The organism is Microbacterium sp. PAMC21962 (genome assembly GCF_019443465.1).
GTDB classification, from domain to species: domain Bacteria; phylum Actinomycetota; class Actinomycetes; order Actinomycetales; family Microbacteriaceae; genus Microbacterium; species Microbacterium hominis.
On the sequence record NZ_CP080381.1, the window covers coordinates 2,641,737 to 2,658,369 of the forward strand.

Here is a 16,633-nt window from a genome sequence, read left to right on the forward strand (position 1 = left end):
TCGCCGCCCGAGGGCCGGCGATCTGCCGGCAGCAGGCGCTTCTCGCCGCGAACGGCCTGTTCCGGGCCGCTCGCCTGCCCCCGGCCGCTCGCCCGCCCGGGCCGCTCACCCGCCCCGGCCCGTGCGCCGTGACAGCGGATGCCGCGATCAGGCGATATCGGCGATGATCGGCCCCACGGCGGCGTCGAAGGCCGCGATGTCGCCGCGCAGACCGTCGGTGACCGCGATCGTCAGCGCGCCGATCCACCACACGCCGCGCTGCGTGAACGGAAGCACCTGGACGTTCAGCTCGAACGAGTGCGCGCGGCGCCCCACCACCCGCTCGTGCTCGGCGATCGCGCTCGCGTAGGCCCGGTATGACGCCCCGCTGCCGAGGCTGGAACGGTAGCGGCCGTTCGCGGATCGCGCGTACGCCACCGCATCCTCGCCGTGGGGGGCGATCGCCGCCTGCAGCTCGGTGAACCCCTCGACCGGCAGTGCGACGTAGGTGTCGAACCCGTCGATCAGCTCCAGCGGCACGGGCGAAGGGTTCGCCTGCGGCTCGACGGTCAGGTCCCAGTACGCGCGCCACTCGCGCTCGATCGCCGGCCGATCGTCGTACTCGCCCATCTCGGCGCGAGCCGTCGGCGGGATGCCGCGCAGGTGCGGCAGCTCCTCGGGAAAACGGATGCCGAGCACCTGACGCAGATACAGGGCGACGAGGACGGGGAGGCTCGCGTCTTCGCGCACGATCCATTCCGGTGTTCCCGCCGCTGCCATGCCGCCATCCTAGGGACAGCGGTCGGGCCGGCGACAGGGTGCGCGCCTCGCGTAGTCTGAGGGCATTCTCGGAGCCGGACCATGACGGTCGGCCGCAGGGGGAGGGGCACACGATGGGCGTCGACTTTCCGGAGGGGTCGGTCGTCGTCACGACCGCGGGCGGCGATGTCGTCATCCTGCGCATCTGCGACCTGTGCGGTGCCGCCGTCGTCGACGCGAACGACACCGATCTCGCGTTCCACCGGCGCTGGCACCGGCTCACCGGCTCCGGCAACTGGATCGATCCCGCGACCGGTCGTCACCACGGCCCGGGGAACCCGCACGATCCCTCGGCGTCGTAGGCGTCTCCTGCGTGGTCGGCGCCGCAGCGTCGCCCGCACGCACGGCCGGATGCCGCGGTCCGCGCGCCCCGCCCCTGCCGGTAGGCTGTTCGCGTGGCAGAAGCCCCACAGAACCCCTATTCCGAAGCCGGCGTCGACACTGCGGCGGGAGACCTCGCCGTCGAACTGATGAAGTCGGCGGTTCGTCGCACCCACGGGCCCGAGGTGCTGGGCGGTGTGGGCGGCTTCGCCGGCCTGTTCGACGCCTCGGCGCTGCAGGCGTACGAGAAGCCGCTGCTGGCGACCTCGACCGACGGCGTCGGCACGAAAGTGGCCATCGCGCAGGCCCTCGACAAGCACGACACGATCGGCCAGGACCTCGTCGGCATGGTCGTCGACGACATCGTCGTGGTGGGCGCGAAGCCGCTCTTCATGACCGACTACATCGCGTGCGGCAAGGTCTTCCCCGAGCGCATCGCCGACATCGTCCGCGGCATCGCCTCCGGGTGCGAGCAGACCGGCACGGCGCTCGTCGGCGGCGAGACCGCGGAGCACCCGGGTCTGCTCGGCGTCAACGACTACGACGTCGCGGGAGCGGCGACCGGTGTCGTGGATGCCGGTGACGTGCTCGGCGCCGACCGCGTGCAGCCGGGCGACGTGGTGCTGGCCTTGGCATCCAGCGGCCCGCACTCCAACGGGTACTCGCTCATCCGCCACATCGTCGCGGGCACGGGCCTCAGCTACGGCGCCCACGCCGCGGACTTCGGCCGCACGTGGGGCGAGGAGCTGCTCGAGCCCACCCGTCTGTACACGCTGCCGCTGCTGAACCTGCTCACCGCCCTGCCGGGCGCGGTCCACGCGCTCAGCCACGTGACCGGTGGCGGCATCGCCGCGAACGTGGCCCGCGTGCTCCCGCCGCAGGCGTGGGTCGAGATCGACCGCTCCACGTGGTCGCCGACGCCCGTGTTCCGCGTGCTCGCCGACCTCGGCGGACTGCGGCTCGAAGACACCGAGGGCACCTGGAACCTCGGCATCGGCTTCGTCGCCGTCGTCTCGGCGGCGCAGGCGGATGCCGCGGCTTCCCTCCTGTCGGCGGCCGGCATCGCGACGTGGCAGGTCGGCGTCGTGCACGAGGGCGCCCGTCCCGACGGGCACTTCGAGCAGGGTGCCAAGGGCGTGGACGGCGGCGCCGTGCGTCTGGTCGGCGCCTACTCATCAGCGGTTTAGACGCAGAAACGGATTGAGCTACACCACATGTGCGGAATCGTCGGCGTCGTCGGACAGGGCCCGGTCAACCAGGACATCTACGACTCGCTCCTGCTGCTGCAGCATCGCGGTCAGGACTCCACCGGCATCGCGACGGCGGAGACCAACGGCGTCTTCCACCTCTTCAAGGCGAAGGGCCAGGTGCGCGAGGCCTTCCGCACCCGCGACATGCGCGCCCTCCTCGGCAACATCGGCCTCGGGCACGTGCGCTACGCCACCAAGGGCACCGCGTCGAGCGAGGAAGAGGCGCAGCCGTTCTACGTCAACGCCCCGTACGGCATCGTGCTGGTGCACAACGGCAACCTCACCAACACGCGTGAGCTGACCAAGGAGCTCTTCAGCAAGGACCGCCGCCACCTCAACACCAGCTCCGACACCGAGCTGCTGGTGAACGTGCTGGCCAACGAGCTGCAGTCCTCGATCTCCGGGTTCGAGCTCGACCCGGCGCAGGTCTTCCAGGCGGTCACCCGCGTGCACGAGCGCGTCGAGGGGTCGTACGCCACGATCGCGCTGATCGCCGGGTACGGCCTGCTCGCCTTCCGCGACCCGTTCGGCATCCGCCCCCTCATCCTGGGCACGCGCCCCGCGGTGGATGCCGAGGGCACCGCCACCGGCCGCTACGAGTGGATCGTCGCCTCCGAGTCGCTGGTGCTGGAGAACGGCGGTTTCGAGGTCGTCCGCGACGTCGAGCCCGGCGAGGCCGTCTTCATCGACCTCGAGGGACGCCTGCACACCCAGCAGTGCGCGACGAACCCGCAGCTCGTGCCCTGCTCGTTCGAGTACGTCTACCTCGCCCGTCCCGACTCGGTCATGAACGGCATCTCGGTGTACGAGGCGCGCCTGCGGATGGGCGAGCGTCTCGCCGACACGATCGCCAAGTACACGCCGGCGGGGGCCATCGACGTCGTCATGCCCATCCCCGACAGCTCGCGACCCGCCGCCATGCAGGTGGCCCGCAAGCTCGGCATCGAGTATCGCGAGGGCTTCTACAAGAACCGCTACGTCGGGCGGACCTTCATCATGCCGGGGCAGGCGGTGCGCAAGAAGAGCGTCCGCCAGAAGCTCAACGCGATGTCGAGCGAGTTCAAGGGCAAGAACGTGCTGCTCATCGACGACTCGATCGTCCGCGGCACGACGTCCAAGGAGATCATCCAGATGGCCCGGGATGCCGGGGCCAAGAGCGTCACGTTCGCCTCGGCCGCCCCGCCCGTGCGCTACCCGCACGTGTACGGCATCAACATGCCGTCGCGGCACGAGCTCGTCGCCCACGGCCGCACGATCCCCGAGATCGCGGCGGAGCTGGGCGCGGACTACATGGTGTACCAGGAGATCGACGACCTGAAGGCCGCGATCCTCGAGGGGGCGCCCGACGTCGAAGACCTCGACATGAGCTGCTTCGACGGGCGGTACATCACCGGCACGGTGTCGGACGAGTACCTCGCCTGGGTCGAGGGCACGCAGGAGAGCTGACCCCGCGCGTCGGGAACGTTTCGACTCGGCGCTGCGCGCCTCGCCCCACGCCCGGCAACCACCGCCGGTGGTTGAGCGAGCGCAGCGAGTCGAAACCCCCCCCGGCCCGCCCTGCGCCCGGTGGTTGAGCGAGCGCAGCGAGTCGAAACCCCCCCGCGCCTGCCCTGCGCCCGGTGGTTGAGCGAGCGCAGCGAGTCGAAACCCCTGCGCCCGCCCTAGGCTGGATCGGGTGACCGCTCCCCGCCCCCGATCCCTCTGGCGGGGAAGGCTCCTCGCACTCGCGGGCGTCGTGCTCGTCGCCTTCTCGCTGCGCTCCGCCGTGGCGGCGCTGTCTCCGATCCTCGCCGAGGTGCAGGAGGACTTCGCTGTGCCGACGTGGGTCGTCGGCCTCATCGGCACCGCCCCTCCCGTCTGCTTCGCCGTGTTCGGCATCGTGACGCCGATGCTCGAACGGCGTTTCGGGCTGCAGCGGCTGGCGGCGGCATCCATGGTCGTCGTGACGGCGGCGCTCATCTGGCGCGCGCTCGCCGGCGACGCCGTGACGCTGCTGGTGGCCACCGCGGTGCTGTTCGCCGCGGTCGGCGTCGGCAACGTGGTCCTGCCGCCCCTGATCAAGGCGTACTTCCCCGATCGCATCGGCACGATGACCGCGCTCTACTCCGCGTTGCTCGCCGTGGCGGCCTTCGTGCCGCCGCTGGTCGCGGTGCCCGTCGCGGATGCCGCAGGGTGGCGCTTCTCGCTCGGGATGTGGGCCGTCTTCGCGTTGCTCGCGGTGGTGCCGTGGGTCTCTCTCGTCGTCCGGGCCCGTACCTCCGCCGCGCAGCAGTCGGCGGTCGCGATCGAGGAGCCCGCGCCGGGGGTGCTCGGACGCCTGCCGCGACTGTCGCTGGCGTGGGCACTGGCGGCGACCTTCGGCATCTCCGCTGCGAGCGTGTACGCGTGTTTCGCGTGGCTCCCGGTCGTGCTCGTCGACGTGGCCGGGGTCTCGCACGCCGAGGCGGGCGCGCTGCTCTCGCTGTTCGGCGCGATGGGCCTGCCCTGGTCGATCCTGGTTCCGATCGTCATCACGCGGTGGCGACGCGTCGGCGTGATCTACGCGGTCGCCCTGGTGGCGGGTCTCGCCGGTGTCGGGGGCATGGTGCTGGCCCCGACGGCCGCCACGATCCTGTGGGTCGTCCTGCTGGGCACCCCGCAGGCGCTGTTCCCCGCCGTGCTCGTGCTCATCCAGCTGCGCACGCGCACGCACGAGGGCGCCGTGGCGCTGAGCGGCTTCGCGCAGAGCGTGGGCTACGCGATCGCGGCGCTGTTCCCGCTGATGTTCGCCGTGGTGCACGAGCTGACCGGCAGCTGGCAGCCGGTGCTCCTCGTCTTCGGCGCGCTGTTCCTGGCGGCGATCCCGACCGGAATCATCGTGTCGAAGCCGCGGACGATCGAAGACGAGTGGGAGCGCCGCCACGGCGTGTGGTGAGGATCAGTGCGGTGCCGGGCCTGTGACGAACGTCGGAGATTCCGACGACGCCGCGGTCCACGCCCGCCCGCTCCTGCCTTCACAGAATCAGCGCGCTGAAAAGTCCGACGTTGCACACGTGACGCCGTTCAGCACGGCATGACGAGGGCGTCAGGCTGTCTCCAGCTCGTCCTCGTCGTCGGCATACTGATCGGCCCACTTGTCGACGTACGGGTCGTCCTCGTGGTGTCCGAGCTCCTTTTCGAGCGCGGAGTAGTTCACGGTGTAGGTGTCGTACTTCAGCTCGCGAGCGATCTTGGTGTGCTTCGCTTTCTGACGGCCACGCCCCATGCGAGACCCCCTCATTTCTGAGTCACGGACGATGCGGTGTTCCGCACTTTGGTCCGGCGCATTCACGATGCGGTTGACGATCCGGCTTCCTGCCGGGAAGAGTAGCATTCAGAATAACACGGTGCCCCCGGCGCCTCGCGGTGCGGGGGAGGACGGGGAGGGTGTCATGGTCGATTCGGATGAGAGCCCGGTCCCGCTCCACGCGGTCGTGGTCGGCGCGATCCCCGACCAGCCGGCGCGGGTGCTCAAAGAGGCGGCGCGGTACGCGAAGCTCTTCCAGGCGCCCCTGATCGTCGCCCACGTCGATGTCACGCGGTTCGTCACGTACGAAGATCCCGACGGTTATGTGCATTCGGCGCCGATCGACATCGACCTCGCCGTCGGAGAGGTGCAGCTCGCGTCGGTGCGGGATGCCGCGGCATCCGCGCTCGAGGGTTCGGGCGTGGAGTGGACCGTCACGCAGCTCGTGGGTGACCCGGCGCTGGCGATCAAGCATCTCGCCGAGCGCGCGCAGGCGCGCCTGATCGTCGTGGGGACGCGGCGCCGCGGGTTCGGCGAGTCGATCCGCGAGTTCTTCACGGGCTCGGTCGCCGCGCGGCTCGCGCACCGCCAGTCGCGCCCGATCCTCGTGGTCCCCCTGGAGGAGCCGCTCGACGACGATACTCCCTGGCCCGCCTAGCTCTCTTCCCCCCTCCCGCGAGCCGCTATGCCGCGGCCGAGCCGCCATCCGCTGTGCTGTACACCGCGTGGCGGCTCGCACAGGGGATGGCGGCTCGGCAGGCAGGGGGGATCAGCGCAGGGCGCGGGTCAGCGCGGCGAGCGCGTCGTCGAGCGCGCGCGACAGGTCGTCGACGGCGGATGCCGCGAGCTCCCCGCCGTGTGCGAGATGCGTGCGCACATCGGCGCGCACGGTCGCTCGGAACTCGCCGAGGATCGCCTCGGTGCGCCGCAGCTGCTCGCGGGACGACGCGCGCGCGTCATCCGACGGCGACGCGGATGCCGAGGCGCGGGCCTCGTCGCGATCGCGCTGCGCCTGGTTGCGCTCCGACTGGGCCGAGGCCGCCAGATCCGCGCGGAGGCTCTTCATCGCCTCGCGCACGCTGCCGCGCACCTCGTCGGCGATGAGGCGGACGCTGTCGGCAAGTCCCGCCTCGATGCCCTCGAGCTCGTGCGCCCGCGCGGAGACCTCGGCGCGGCCCGCGTCCGTGATCTCGTAGACGGTCTTGCGACCGTCGACGACTTTCGTGACCAGGCCCTCCTCCTCCAGCTTGGACAGCCGCGGGTAGATCGTTCCGGCGCTCGGCGTGTACGTGCCGCCGGTGCGATCCGACAGCGCCTGCATCAGGTCGTAGCCGTGCCGGGGCGACTCGTCGAGGAGGTTCAGCAGGTAGAGGCGCAGGTCGCCGTGCGAGAAGACGGGGGGCATCGTCAGACCTCCTCGGCGGTCGCGGAGGCCGCGGCATCCGGGGTCGCCGTGGCCCGACGCAGCACAGTGACGTCGCCCGACACCGAGTTCGCGCGAACGTCGGCGAAGCTGCCGCTGAGCTCGCCGACCGAGTCGACGTAGTTCGAGGGCCCGGAGGTCGAGCGCTTGACGCCGTCGACCATGAGGCGGCCGCTCACGCTGCGCAGCACGAAGTTGGCCGGGTGGCCCTCGTCCAGGCGCACGGTGGCGTCGCCGGAGACCGTGTTGAGGCTGACGACGTCGACGCGATCGGTCGAGTCGACGAGCATGCCGCCCGACACGGTGTCGATGGTCGCCTTGCGGATGCTGCCCGTCGCCGCGACGTCGCCGGAGACCGAGTTGGCGCTCAGGGTGCCGTCGAGTCCGCGGATCTGCACGTCGCCCGAAACCGCGTTGACCGACAGGTCGCCCGTCAGGCCGTCGACGATGATGTCGCCCGACACGGTGTTCAGACGCGCACCCGAGGCGAGCCCCGACACCAGGGCGCTCGCCGAGACGACGCCGAGGTTGAGGAGGATGCCGCGGGGGACCGCCACGCTGATCTCGGCCTTGGGGCCGCCGGAGCCGAAGTTGCGGAACACCTCGAGGAAGTTGTCCCAGCGCAGCTGCGGGTGGTCGATCTCCACGACGTCGCCCGACGCCTCGATGCGGAGGTCTTTGATGGTCACGGCGTGCACCTCGATGCGCACCCCGGGCTCGTCGTGCGCGACGACATCCACCTGTCCGCCGACGAGTCCGATCTTGAGCTTGCGGACGTCTTCGAGGTCGATCACCCGGGTCTCGCCCGGCTTGATGAGCCACTTCTCGAGTGTCATGGGTTTCTCCTGGGTTCTGGCGATTCGAGATATATCGCGTTGTGGCGAGAGTAACACGATATATCTCGATTTGCCAGAGCCTTCGCCGACGTCTCCTTGACCTTGACGCGACGTCAACCTCTAGCGTCGTCCTCATGAACGACTGGTCGATCCAGCAGACCGCGCGCCTCGCGGGCACCACGAGCCGCACCCTGCGGCACTACGGCGAGCTCGGGCTGCTGCGGCCGAGCCGCGTGGGTGCCAACGGCTATCGGTACTACGACGCCGCGGCCCTCGTGCGCCTGCAGCGGATCCTGCTCCTGCGCGAGATGGGGCTCGCTCTGCCCGAGATCGCGGAGGTGCTCGAACGGCCCACGACCGAGACCGACGCGTTGCGGCGCCACCTGCGGGCACTGCACGAGGAGCAGGAACGGCTCGCACGGCGGATCGCCTCGGTCGCATCGACCATCACCGCACTGGAGAAAGGAGAAGAGCCCATGGCCGAGAACATGTTCGACGGGTTCGACCACACGCGATACCACGACGAGGTCATCGAGCGCTGGGGCGAGGCGGCGTACGCCGACGCGGACCGCTGGTGGCGAGGGCTGGATGCCGAGGGCCACCGCGACGCGAAGGCGCGGGTCGCCGCGCTCAACGCCGCGTGGGTGGATGCCGCCGGGCGCGGCCTCGACCCCGCCGGAGGCGAGGCCCAGGAGCTCGCCGCCCGTCACGTGGACTGGCTCCGCGGCATCCCGGGGACGCCCGCCGCGGCGCCGGACGGCGACATCGCCGGCTACCTGCGGGGGCTCGGCGAGATGTACGTCGCCGACCCGCGGTTCGCGGCGAACTACGGCGGCCCCGCCGGTGCGGAGTTCGTCCGCGCCTCGCTCGAGGCCTACCTCACCGCCCAGCGGTGAGGGCGCGCCGCCCATCCGTCCCGCGCTGTCGCTTCGGCATCCGAGATGCGACCACGCGGGACGGACGAGCGGCACACGCGACCGCGCCGGCTCACCCCAGGGGATGAGCCGGCGCGGTCCGGGCGGTCGACGCTAGGCGCGACCGCCTCGCACGAGTCGCAGCAGGAACGCGATGATGGCGATGATGCCGACGATCAGGGCGACCCACAGCAGCCAGTTCAGGGCGGCGTTCATGCCGCCGACGATCGCAAGAACGATCGCGACGACGATGATGATGATCAGAGCGAGATTCATGTGATTGCTCCATTCTCGAGGGACTCCATGACCCCCTGAAGCTAGTCGCGTTCGCGGCCGCGGGCACCCCCCTTGCCACGGGCTCTTCCCGTGCGATAGGGCCGTTATATGCCCCAGAACGACACCCCCGCGTCCCTGAAGGATCCGCAGCTCTACGAAGAGCTGCGCACGGACGGCGCATCGAAGCAGAAGGCCGCCCGCATCTCCAACGCCGCCGCCCGCGACGGCCGCACGGCCGTGGGTCGCCGCGGCGGCGCGGCAGGATCGTACGAGGACTGGACCGTCGCCGAGCTGCGCGGACGCGCCAAGGAACTCGGCATCCGCGGCTACGCGAACGCGCGGAAGGCGGAGCTCGTCGACATGCTCCGCGACTCCTGAGGTGGCGCGCCTTCGCAGGGTCCGGCCCGGCCGCGACCTCGGCTACCGACGCGTGCGCTCGGGCACGGGATTCCGCTACGTGGATGCCGACGGGTCGCCCCTCCCGGCCGCCGAGCGCGACCGCGTGCGGGCGCTCGTCATCCCGCCGGCCTGGGGCGATGTGTGGATCGCGGCGGCGGCCAACGGGCACATCCAGGCCACCGGCGTGGACGAGGCGGGCCGGATGCAGTACCTCTACCATCCGGACTGGTCGACCCGTCGCGACAAGGGCAAGTACGCTCGCGCGCTCGAGCTGGCCGAGCGTCTGCCGCATGCGCGCGGCCGCGTCACGGCATCCCTGCGCCGCGACGATCTCGACCGGGAGCGGGTGCTGGCCACGGCCTTCCGCCTCCTCGATCAGGCGGCGCCGCGCGTGGGCAGCGAGCGGTACTTCTCCGCCCACGGGAGCCGGGGGCTCACGACGCTCCAACGACGCGACGCCCTGGTCGACGGCAGCGTCACGAGCCTGCGCTTTCCCGGCAAGAGCGGCAAACGGCAGCGCCTCGACGTCGATGACGCCGACCTCGCCGTGGTGGTCGGACTCCTCGCGGCGGGGCGGCCCGCGGCGCCGCTGCTGGCCTACGTGCGCGGGCGTCGCCGGGTCGCGCTCACACCGAAGGACGTGAACGCGTACGTGCGGGCGATGACCGGCGGAAGCTTCACCGCGAAGGACTTCCGCACCCTCCGCGGCACGATCCTCGCCGCCGACGCCCTCGCCCGCATCGGTCCGACGTCGACGAAGACCGATCGCAAGCGCGCCGAGGTCCTCGCGGTCAGAGCGACGGCCACGGCTCTGGGCAACACGCCCGCCGTCGCCAAGAGCTCGTACATCGACCCGCGGGTGTTCGCCCGTTACCGACGCGGCGTCCTGCTCGACACCTCCATTTCCCCGGAATCGGCGATCCGCGCCCTCCTCGCCTCGTGAGCCGGCGCTAGTCTGCGGACGTGCCCCCCGCCCGCCGGTTCTCGCTCGTCGCTCTGCTGCTGGTGATCGCCGGCGGCATGGTCGGCGTGGCGCTGCGGGCGGTCGTCGTCGTGCCGCTGACCGCCGCCGGCCTGCATCCGCTCGTCGTCCCGGCCGCGACCCTCGTCGTCAACCTGATCGGTTCGCTACTCCTCGGCGTCATCGTCGGATGGCTGGCGGATCGGCATCCACGCGCACGACTCTTCCTCGGCACCGGGGTCATGGGCGGGTTCACCACCTACAGCGCCTTCGCCGTCCAGGCCGTGACGACGGCGACCGCCTCGCCGTTCGTCGGCATCGCGCTCATCGTCGTCTCGCTGTTCGGCGGGGTGCTCGCCGCCGTCGCGGGTCTCGCCGTCGGCCGTCGCCTCGCCGACCGCCCGGGCGAGATCGAGCGGCCCGAGGACGCGGAATGAGCGCGGTCGAGGTGGCGGCGCTCATCGTCGGCGGCGGGCTCGGGGCGGGGGCGCGCTATCTGATGGATGCCGCGGTCATGCGCGGCCGGTCGGGGGCGTTCCCCGTCGGCATCCTGCTGGTGAACGTGCTGGGGTCGTTCCTCCTCGGACTTCTGACGGGACTCGGCACGTCGGTCGCACCGGTGTGGATGAGCATCCTGGGTGTCGGGGTGCTCGGCGGCTTCACGACCTTCAGCACGGTCTCGACGGAGACGGCGCTGCTCGCCGAGCGGGGACGCCGCGACTGGGCGTGGATCAACCTCCTCGGCACGCTCGTGCTCTCGCTCGCCGCCGCGGCCCTTGGGCTGCTCCTCGGGGGCCTCTTCCCCCGCTGACCCGGCGCTCCCGCGGCGGCCCGGCCGGCGGCCCGGCGGGCGGCCGGGCAGGTGCTTCGTCATCGGCCCGGCCGGCGCCCATGCCGATGTGCAAGGGATGCCGAGCGACACGCCGCGGCATCCGTCGCCGCCGCGGCGCGTCCACCGGGCGCCCTCGCAGATCGGGACGGTGGCGGTGCGCGGATCGGAACCAGCGCGCGTGCGACAATGAAGCCGATACACGCGTGTATCGAGCTTCTCGTGCGCGCCCGTCTGGAGAGCAAGGGTTCCCGTGTCGCATCTCGCCGTACTGAGCCTGAAGAACCGGGCCCTCATCGCCTTGATCACGATCGTCGCGGCGATCTTCGGCGGCCTCGCCCTGACGAGCCTCAAACAGGAGCTCATCCCTTCGGTCGAGTTCCCGCAGCTGTCGATCCTGTCGACCTACCCGGGCGCGTCGCCCGACGTCGTCAACAACGACGTCTCGACGCCCATCGAGTCCGCGATCCAGGGCATCCCGGGCCTGGAGTCCACGACCGCCACGAGCACGACGAACGCCTCGATCATCCAGGCCTCCTTCACCTACGGCACCGATCTGGCCACCGCCGAGCAGAAGATCCTCCAGGCGATCAACCGCATCAAGTCCGATCTGCCCAGCGGCGTCGAGCCGAACGTCGTGTCGTTCTCCATCGACGATCTGCCCGTCATCGCGCTGGCCGTCACCGGATACAGCGACGAGAAGACCATCCAGGCCAAGCTGCAGGCGACCACGATCCCCGACCTCGAGGACGTCAAGGGCGTCAGCGCGGCCTCCATCGTCGGCGGCCAGGGGCAGCGCGTGACGATCACCCCCGACCAGCAGAAGCTCGCCGCGGCCGGGTTCACGCAGACGGCGTTGACCGACGCGCTCACACAGAACGGCGTGCTCTTCCCCGGCGGCACCGTCACGGAGGGCGATCAGACGCTCACGGTGCAGACGGGGAGCAAGCTGACCTCCGTCGACCAGATCGCGGCACTGCCGCTCGTGCCGACGTCCGCGGCGCAGTTCGAGGGCGCCCTCGCCAGCGGCGCGCTGACCGTCGGCGACGTGGCGACCGTGGCGCTGGCGCAAGACCCGGTCACCTCGATCTCGCGCGTCAACGGCGAGCCCGCCCTGACGATCTCCATCACCAAGCTTCCCGCGGCGAACACCGTCGACGTCAGCCGTGCCGTCACCGCGCTGCTGCCCACCCTGCAGAGCGACATCGGCGGCGACGCGTCGTTCACCGTGGTCTTCGACCAGGCGCCCTACATCGAGCAGTCGATCGAGTCGCTCGCGCAGGAGGGCCTGCTCGGACTCGTCTTCGCCGTGCTCGTCATCCTCGTGTTCCTGCTGTCGGTGCGTTCGACACTCGTCACGGCGATCTCGATCCCGACGAGCGTTCTCATCACCTTCGTCGGCATCCAGGCGTTCGGCTACTCGCTGAACATCCTCACGCTCGGGGCGCTGACGATCGCGATCGGCCGCGTCGTCGACGACTCCATCGTGGTGATCGAGAACATCAAGCGCCACTACGTCGAGGGGGCCGACAAGCTCGCCTCGATCCTGCTCGCCGTCCGCGAGGTGGCCGCCGCGATCACCGCCTCGACCATCACGACGGTCGCCGTCTTCCTGCCGATCGCCTTCGTGGGCGACGTGACCGGCGAGCTGTTCCGCCCGTTCGCGATGACCGTCACCATCGCGATGGCCGCCTCGCTGTTCGTGGCGCTGACCATCGTGCCGGTGCTCGCCTACTGGTTCCTGCGCCCCGGAAAGCCGGTGCGCGACGCCGAGGGCGACCCGATCGACCCGGAAGACCCCGCAGCGCCTCCGTCCCGCCTGCAGCGGGGCTACCTGCCCATCCTCGGCTGGACGCTGAAGCACTCCTGGGTCACGCTGCTGCTCGCCGTGCTCGTGCTCGGGGGCACCGCCGCGGCGGCGCCCCTCATGAAGACGAACTTCCTCGGCGACAGCGGGCAGAACACCTTCACCATCACGCAGCAGGTCGGGCAGGCGCCGAGCCTCGACGCCGAAGACGCCGCGGCGCAGAAGGTCGAGACCGCCGTGAAGGGCGTCGCCGGCGTGACCACGGTGCAGACCTCGATCGGCTCCAGCGGATCGGCGGTGCGCGACGCCTTCCGCGGCGGCAGCACCGGAATCACCTACTCGGTCACGACCGACACGGGGGCCGACCAGCTCACCGTCCGCGACGAGGTCGAGAAGGCGATCGCCGGACTCGGCGACGTCGGCACCGTCACGATCTCCTCCGGTCAGGGCGGATTCGGCTCGAGCAACGTCGAGGTCGACGTGACCGCCCCGTCCGCCGACGCGCTCCAGAAGGCCACCGACGCGGTCGTCGCCGGGCTGCAGGGCAAGGAAGGCATCGGCCAGATCACCTCGAACCTCTCGGCATCCCTCCCGTACGTCGCCGTCACCGTCGACCGCGCGAAGGCCGCCCAGCTCGGGCTGTCGGAGGTCGCCGTCGGCGGGCTCGTCTCCAACACGATGCAGCCGCGTCAGATCGGCTCGGTCGAGATCGACGGCACCTCGCTCACCGTCTACCTCCAGGCGGCGACCGTGCCGCAGACGATCGACGAGCTCAAGGGCCTGCAGATCGCCTCGGCCAACGGTCTCGTGCGCCTCGATCAGGTCGCCACCGTCGAGCAGAGCCAGGGTCCGACCTCCATCACGACCCAGCGCGGCCAGCGCACCGCGACCGTGACGGTCACTCCGTCGACCGACGACCTCAACACCGCGTCGGCGAGCGTCCGCACGGCCCTCACCAGCCTGGATCTGCCCACGGGGGCCGACGCGAAGGTCGGCGGTGTCGTGACGCAGCAGACGGATGCCTTCGGACAGCTCGGTCTCGCCATGCTCGCGGCCATCCTGATCGTCTACATCGTCATGGTCGCGACCTTCAAGTCGCTGCGCCAGCCGTTGCTGCTGCTCGTGTCGGTGCCGTTCGCGGCGACCGGTGCGATCCTCCTGCAGATCGCCACCGGGGTGCCGCTCGGCGTCGCCTCGCTCATCGGTGTGCTGATGCTGATCGGCATCGTCGTCACCAACGCGATCGTGCTCGTCGACCTCGTCAACCAGTACCGCGAGAAGGGGCTCAGCACCCATGACGCGACCGTCGCGGGCGGCTCGCGACGCCTGCGACCCATCCTCATGACGGCGCTCGCGACGATCTTCGCGCTGACGCCGATGGCGCTCGGCATCACCGGCCACGGCGGCTTCATCTCGCAGCCCCTCGCGATCGTCGTGATCGGCGGCCTCGTCTCCTCGACCGTGCTGACGCTGCTGGTGCTGCCGACGCTCTACAACCTCGTCGAGGGGGCCCGCGAGCGCCGGGCCGCCCGCCGGGGAGCCGCAGACGGCGGCCACGAGGCGGCCGCGGATGCCGGTGCGGACCCCGTCGCCCCGGCATCCGGTGCCGCCGCGCTGCACCCGCGCCGCGCGCTGCGCGGGAAGTAGAGTCGAGTCATGCGTCCCCGACTCCTCGGCGTCGCCGTCCTCACCCTCGGCGTCGCACTGGCCGGGTGCGCCGCGAGCGTCCCGGCGGCCACCCCCACGGCGCCGGCCACGGCCACGGCCAGCGATGAAGGCGCCGCGGCCGCGCCGACGCCGACGCCGACGGCGACCGCGGCCGCGGCCGCCGCGGCCGTCTTCCCCCGCTGCGAGGACCTGATCCCGATCGAGCTGCTGCAGCAGAACTTCTCGACGGACGTCGTCGGGTACACCGACGGCGGTGGATGGACCATCGGGCAGGTTCTTCCCGGCCCGGTGGCACGCTCAGCAGTCGAGAAGGCAGAGCGTGCCGTCGACTGCGGATGGGGCGTCCGCGGCGGCTCGGACGGTGGCGTGCACGCGGCCGTGCTCGAGCTGCCCGCCGAGGTGCGCGACGAACTCGTGAGTGCGCTGCGCACCGCCGACGGGTACACCGAGGCCGCGATCGACGACGCCACGGTCTTCACTTCAGCCGTGCACGGTGAGATCGCCGACGGGGCGGTCGGCTATGCGTTCGAGGGGACGACGTGGCTGGCGATCGTCGGCAACAGCAAGGAAGCGGCGATGCAGTCCGCTTACCTCCCCGCCGCCGTGGCCGCCCTGCGGGCCGCCAACGCGGGGTGAGCGGGGCGCCTCAGCCGCGCGGATCGGGCTGATCGGCGACCACCATGAAGCGGATGAAGACGGCGAGCCACCCGAAGATCAGCGCGAACACGATGATCTCGAAGGCCGTCAGCCCGAAGTAGCCCGTGGCGAACAGTGCGATCGAGGCGACCAGGCCGGCCAGGAACGCCCACGACGCCAAGAAGTAGGCGCGCGGCATCCGCCGCACGATCCACGGGCCGCCGACGAGCAGCAGCAGGAACATCAGGGCCATGCCCGACGCCGACAGGTTGTGCAGCAGCATGTTCACGTTGACCGGGAAGATGCCGACGCAGGCCAGCATGACGCCCATGATCGCCAGCGCCGTGCCGACGACACGGATGCCGCGCGGCGCCTCGCCCAGCGCGGCGAGGTCGTGGGAGACGTACAGCGTGAAGGTCGTCACGAGCAGGCCTCCGGCGACGAGCGTGCCGTTGAAGAGGAAGCTCGACATATCACCGAACGTCCCCAGCTGGCTGAAGTGGTAGGTCCACCAGAGCGGGTCGGAGGTCGTGATCATGGCCGCCAGCGTCCCGATCCCGATGAAGGTGACCAGCAGCGTCGTGAGGCGCTGGGTCGTCATCCGCGAGGCGGAGAGGTAGCTCAGCCAGCCCGACAGGCCCGTCGCCGTGGCCGCCAGCACGGTCGTCCAGAACGCGGTGAGCTCGACGTCGATGAAGGCGCGCGAGAGCACGGCGAACAGCGCGACGGTCCCGATCGCCGCGAGGGCGCCGTGCGCGATCACGACGGATGCCGTCGACACCACGTAGCGCCAGCTCGCGATCCTGCGCCGCCACTCCTGACCGTCGGTGGTGCGGGCGCGCCAATAGCCGAGCGCGGAGCTGACGCCCGCCGCGAGGCCCGCCCCGGCCGCCGCCCAGCCGGCGATGCTCCCGTCGCCCCACAGGCGCGTGCCGATGCCGAGCAGTCCGACGATGAGCCCGACGCCGCCGCCGGAGACGGCGGCGATCGCCGCGGCGAGCAGAGCCTCCGCCTCGACGCGCAACGAGGGCGCGGGGGCGCGATCGGCGTCGGCGGCGGCGGGGAGTCGGGTGGGTTCCGCTGCGGTCATGGCGCCAGTGTAGGGGGCCGCCGGCGGGCCGCGATCCCGGCGTGGCCGGACCCGACCGGCGCTCTCACAGGTGCGACCGGTACAGTGGTGCGGTCGGCTCTGGACACCGCGCTGCGGCGCGGGTGGGTTTGTGAGTCCAAGGGGCCGATGGTGAGCGCCG

The 16,633-nt window shown here is 71.1% G+C and carries 18 protein-coding genes; 12 read left to right on the forward strand and 6 right to left on the reverse strand.

Features of this window, described 5'->3' with window-relative positions:
* Positions 1-147: 147 nt before the first annotated feature.
* The gene (locus KY498_RS12600; RefSeq protein ID WP_060959105.1) at positions 148-759 is read right to left on the reverse strand and encodes a hypothetical protein; all 612 of its coding nucleotides are present in this window, start codon (positions 757-759) and stop codon (positions 148-150) included.
* A 113-nt stretch (positions 760-872) separates the two neighbouring features.
* Between KY498_RS12600 and KY498_RS12605 the strand changes: the two genes are divergently transcribed.
* The 4 genes from KY498_RS12605 to KY498_RS12620 all read left to right on the forward strand — a co-directional run bounded on the left by KY498_RS12605 (position 873) and on the right by KY498_RS12620 (position 5,283).
* Positions 873-1,100, forward strand: a complete 228-nt coding sequence (locus tag KY498_RS12605) for a histidine ammonia-lyase (protein WP_101307037.1) — start codon at positions 873-875, stop codon at positions 1,098-1,100.
* Between the two features lie 93 nt (positions 1,101-1,193).
* Positions 1,194-2,306 carry a phosphoribosylformylglycinamidine cyclo-ligase gene (purM, locus tag KY498_RS12610; RefSeq protein ID WP_060959107.1) on the forward strand — a complete coding sequence of 371 codons (1,113 nt, stop codon included), beginning with the start codon at positions 1,194-1,196 and terminating at the stop codon, positions 2,304-2,306.
* Positions 2,307-2,333: 27 nt separating this feature from the next.
* Complete coding sequence (gene purF, locus KY498_RS12615) at positions 2,334-3,815, forward strand: amidophosphoribosyltransferase (protein ID WP_060959108.1); 1,482 nt, start codon at positions 2,334-2,336, stop codon at positions 3,813-3,815.
* Positions 3,816-4,044: 229 nt separating this feature from the next.
* Positions 4,045-5,283 carry an MFS transporter gene (locus KY498_RS12620; RefSeq protein WP_101307036.1) on the forward strand — a complete coding sequence of 413 codons (1,239 nt, stop codon included), beginning with the start codon at positions 4,045-4,047 and terminating at the stop codon, positions 5,281-5,283.
* A gap of 150 nt (positions 5,284-5,433) precedes the next feature.
* On the opposite strand, the gene KY498_RS12625 is transcribed toward KY498_RS12620, so the two are convergent.
* Positions 5,434-5,613, reverse strand: coding sequence for a DUF3073 family protein (locus KY498_RS12625; RefSeq protein ID WP_060959110.1), 180 nt, complete (start codon positions 5,611-5,613; stop codon positions 5,434-5,436).
* 166 nt (positions 5,614-5,779) lie between these two features.
* Here KY498_RS12625 and KY498_RS12630 point away from each other — a divergent pair, with 166 nt between their 5' ends.
* A complete protein-coding gene (locus tag KY498_RS12630) occupies positions 5,780-6,292 on the forward strand; it encodes a universal stress protein (RefSeq protein WP_191009216.1) in 513 nt (170 codons plus the stop codon).
* Between the two features lie 111 nt (positions 6,293-6,403).
* Here the strand turns inward: KY498_RS12630 and KY498_RS12635 are convergent, their stop codons facing one another.
* Positions 6,404-7,039, reverse strand: coding sequence for a PadR family transcriptional regulator (locus KY498_RS12635; RefSeq protein ID WP_191009215.1), 636 nt, complete (start codon positions 7,037-7,039; stop codon positions 6,404-6,406).
* A gap of 2 nt (positions 7,040-7,041) precedes the next feature.
* Positions 7,042-7,893 carry a DUF4097 family beta strand repeat-containing protein gene (locus KY498_RS12640; protein WP_101307034.1) on the reverse strand — a complete coding sequence of 284 codons (852 nt, stop codon included), beginning with the start codon at positions 7,891-7,893 and terminating at the stop codon, positions 7,042-7,044.
* Positions 7,894-8,027: 134 nt separating this feature from the next.
* Between KY498_RS12640 and KY498_RS12645 the strand changes: the two genes are divergently transcribed.
* Entirely contained in the window at positions 8,028-8,789 is a 762-nt protein-coding gene (locus KY498_RS12645; RefSeq protein WP_191009214.1) for a MerR family transcriptional regulator, read from the forward strand.
* A gap of 132 nt (positions 8,790-8,921) precedes the next feature.
* Here the strand turns inward: KY498_RS12645 and KY498_RS12650 are convergent, their stop codons facing one another.
* Positions 8,922-9,083 carry a hypothetical protein gene (locus KY498_RS12650; protein ID WP_167626506.1) on the reverse strand — a complete coding sequence of 54 codons (162 nt, stop codon included), beginning with the start codon at positions 9,081-9,083 and terminating at the stop codon, positions 8,922-8,924.
* Between the two features lie 108 nt (positions 9,084-9,191).
* On the opposite strand from KY498_RS12650, the gene KY498_RS12655 reads away from it, so the two are divergent.
* The 6 genes from KY498_RS12655 to KY498_RS12680 all read left to right on the forward strand — a co-directional run bounded on the left by KY498_RS12655 (position 9,192) and on the right by KY498_RS12680 (position 15,383).
* Positions 9,192-9,461, forward strand: coding sequence for a Rho termination factor N-terminal domain-containing protein (locus KY498_RS12655; protein ID WP_101307032.1), 270 nt, complete (start codon positions 9,192-9,194; stop codon positions 9,459-9,461).
* A 1-nt stretch (position 9,462) separates the two neighbouring features.
* Positions 9,463-10,425, forward strand: coding sequence for a DNA topoisomerase IB (locus KY498_RS12660; RefSeq protein ID WP_061781905.1), 963 nt, complete (start codon positions 9,463-9,465; stop codon positions 10,423-10,425).
* A gap of 20 nt (positions 10,426-10,445) precedes the next feature.
* The gene (locus tag KY498_RS12665) at positions 10,446-10,880 is read left to right on the forward strand and encodes a CrcB family protein (protein WP_223848753.1); all 435 of its coding nucleotides are present in this window, start codon (positions 10,446-10,448) and stop codon (positions 10,878-10,880) included.
* Positions 10,877-11,254, forward strand: coding sequence for a fluoride efflux transporter CrcB (gene crcB, locus KY498_RS12670; RefSeq protein WP_101307030.1), 378 nt, complete (start codon positions 10,877-10,879; stop codon positions 11,252-11,254). Before KY498_RS12665 ends, crcB begins: the two co-directional genes overlap by 4 nt.
* 271 nt (positions 11,255-11,525) lie before the next feature.
* Complete coding sequence (locus KY498_RS12675; protein WP_191009213.1) at positions 11,526-14,726, forward strand: efflux RND transporter permease subunit; 3,201 nt, start codon at positions 11,526-11,528, stop codon at positions 14,724-14,726.
* Between the two features lie 9 nt (positions 14,727-14,735).
* On the forward strand, positions 14,736-15,383 hold the full coding sequence (locus KY498_RS12680) for a hypothetical protein (RefSeq protein ID WP_191009212.1): 648 nt from the start codon (positions 14,736-14,738) through the stop codon (positions 15,381-15,383).
* Between the two features lie 10 nt (positions 15,384-15,393).
* Here KY498_RS12680 and KY498_RS12685 read toward each other — a convergent pair whose 3' ends face one another.
* Entirely contained in the window at positions 15,394-16,473 is a 1,080-nt protein-coding gene (locus tag KY498_RS12685) for a hypothetical protein (RefSeq protein WP_191009211.1), read from the reverse strand.
* Positions 16,474-16,633: the final 160 nt, after the last annotated feature.

Coding starts and splice junctions, on each gene's coding strand:
- KY498_RS12600 (WP_060959105.1), bottom strand. CDS start 759: ATGGCAGCGGCGGGAACACCGGAATGGATCGTGCGCGAAGACGCGAGC.
- KY498_RS12605 (WP_101307037.1), top strand. CDS start 873: ATGGGCGTCGACTTTCCGGAGGGGTCGGTCGTCGTCACGACCGCGGGC.
- purF (WP_060959108.1), top strand. CDS start 2,334: ATGTGCGGAATCGTCGGCGTCGTCGGACAGGGCCCGGTCAACCAGGAC.
- KY498_RS12625 (WP_060959110.1), bottom strand. CDS start 5,613: ATGGGGCGTGGCCGTCAGAAAGCGAAGCACACCAAGATCGCTCGCGAG.
- KY498_RS12630 (WP_191009216.1), top strand. CDS start 5,780: ATGGTCGATTCGGATGAGAGCCCGGTCCCGCTCCACGCGGTCGTGGTC.
- KY498_RS12635 (WP_191009215.1), bottom strand. CDS start 7,039: ATGCCCCCCGTCTTCTCGCACGGCGACCTGCGCCTCTACCTGCTGAAC.
- KY498_RS12640 (WP_101307034.1), bottom strand. CDS start 7,893: ATGACACTCGAGAAGTGGCTCATCAAGCCGGGCGAGACCCGGGTGATC.
- KY498_RS12645 (WP_191009214.1), top strand. CDS start 8,028: ATGAACGACTGGTCGATCCAGCAGACCGCGCGCCTCGCGGGCACCACG.
- KY498_RS12650 (WP_167626506.1), bottom strand. CDS start 9,083: ATGAATCTCGCTCTGATCATCATCATCGTCGTCGCGATCGTTCTTGCG.
- KY498_RS12655 (WP_101307032.1), top strand. CDS start 9,192: ATGCCCCAGAACGACACCCCCGCGTCCCTGAAGGATCCGCAGCTCTAC.
- crcB (WP_101307030.1), top strand. CDS start 10,877: ATGAGCGCGGTCGAGGTGGCGGCGCTCATCGTCGGCGGCGGGCTCGGG.
- KY498_RS12680 (WP_191009212.1), top strand. CDS start 14,736: ATGCGTCCCCGACTCCTCGGCGTCGCCGTCCTCACCCTCGGCGTCGCA.
- KY498_RS12685 (WP_191009211.1), bottom strand. CDS start 16,473: ATGACCGCAGCGGAACCCACCCGACTCCCCGCCGCCGCCGACGCCGAT.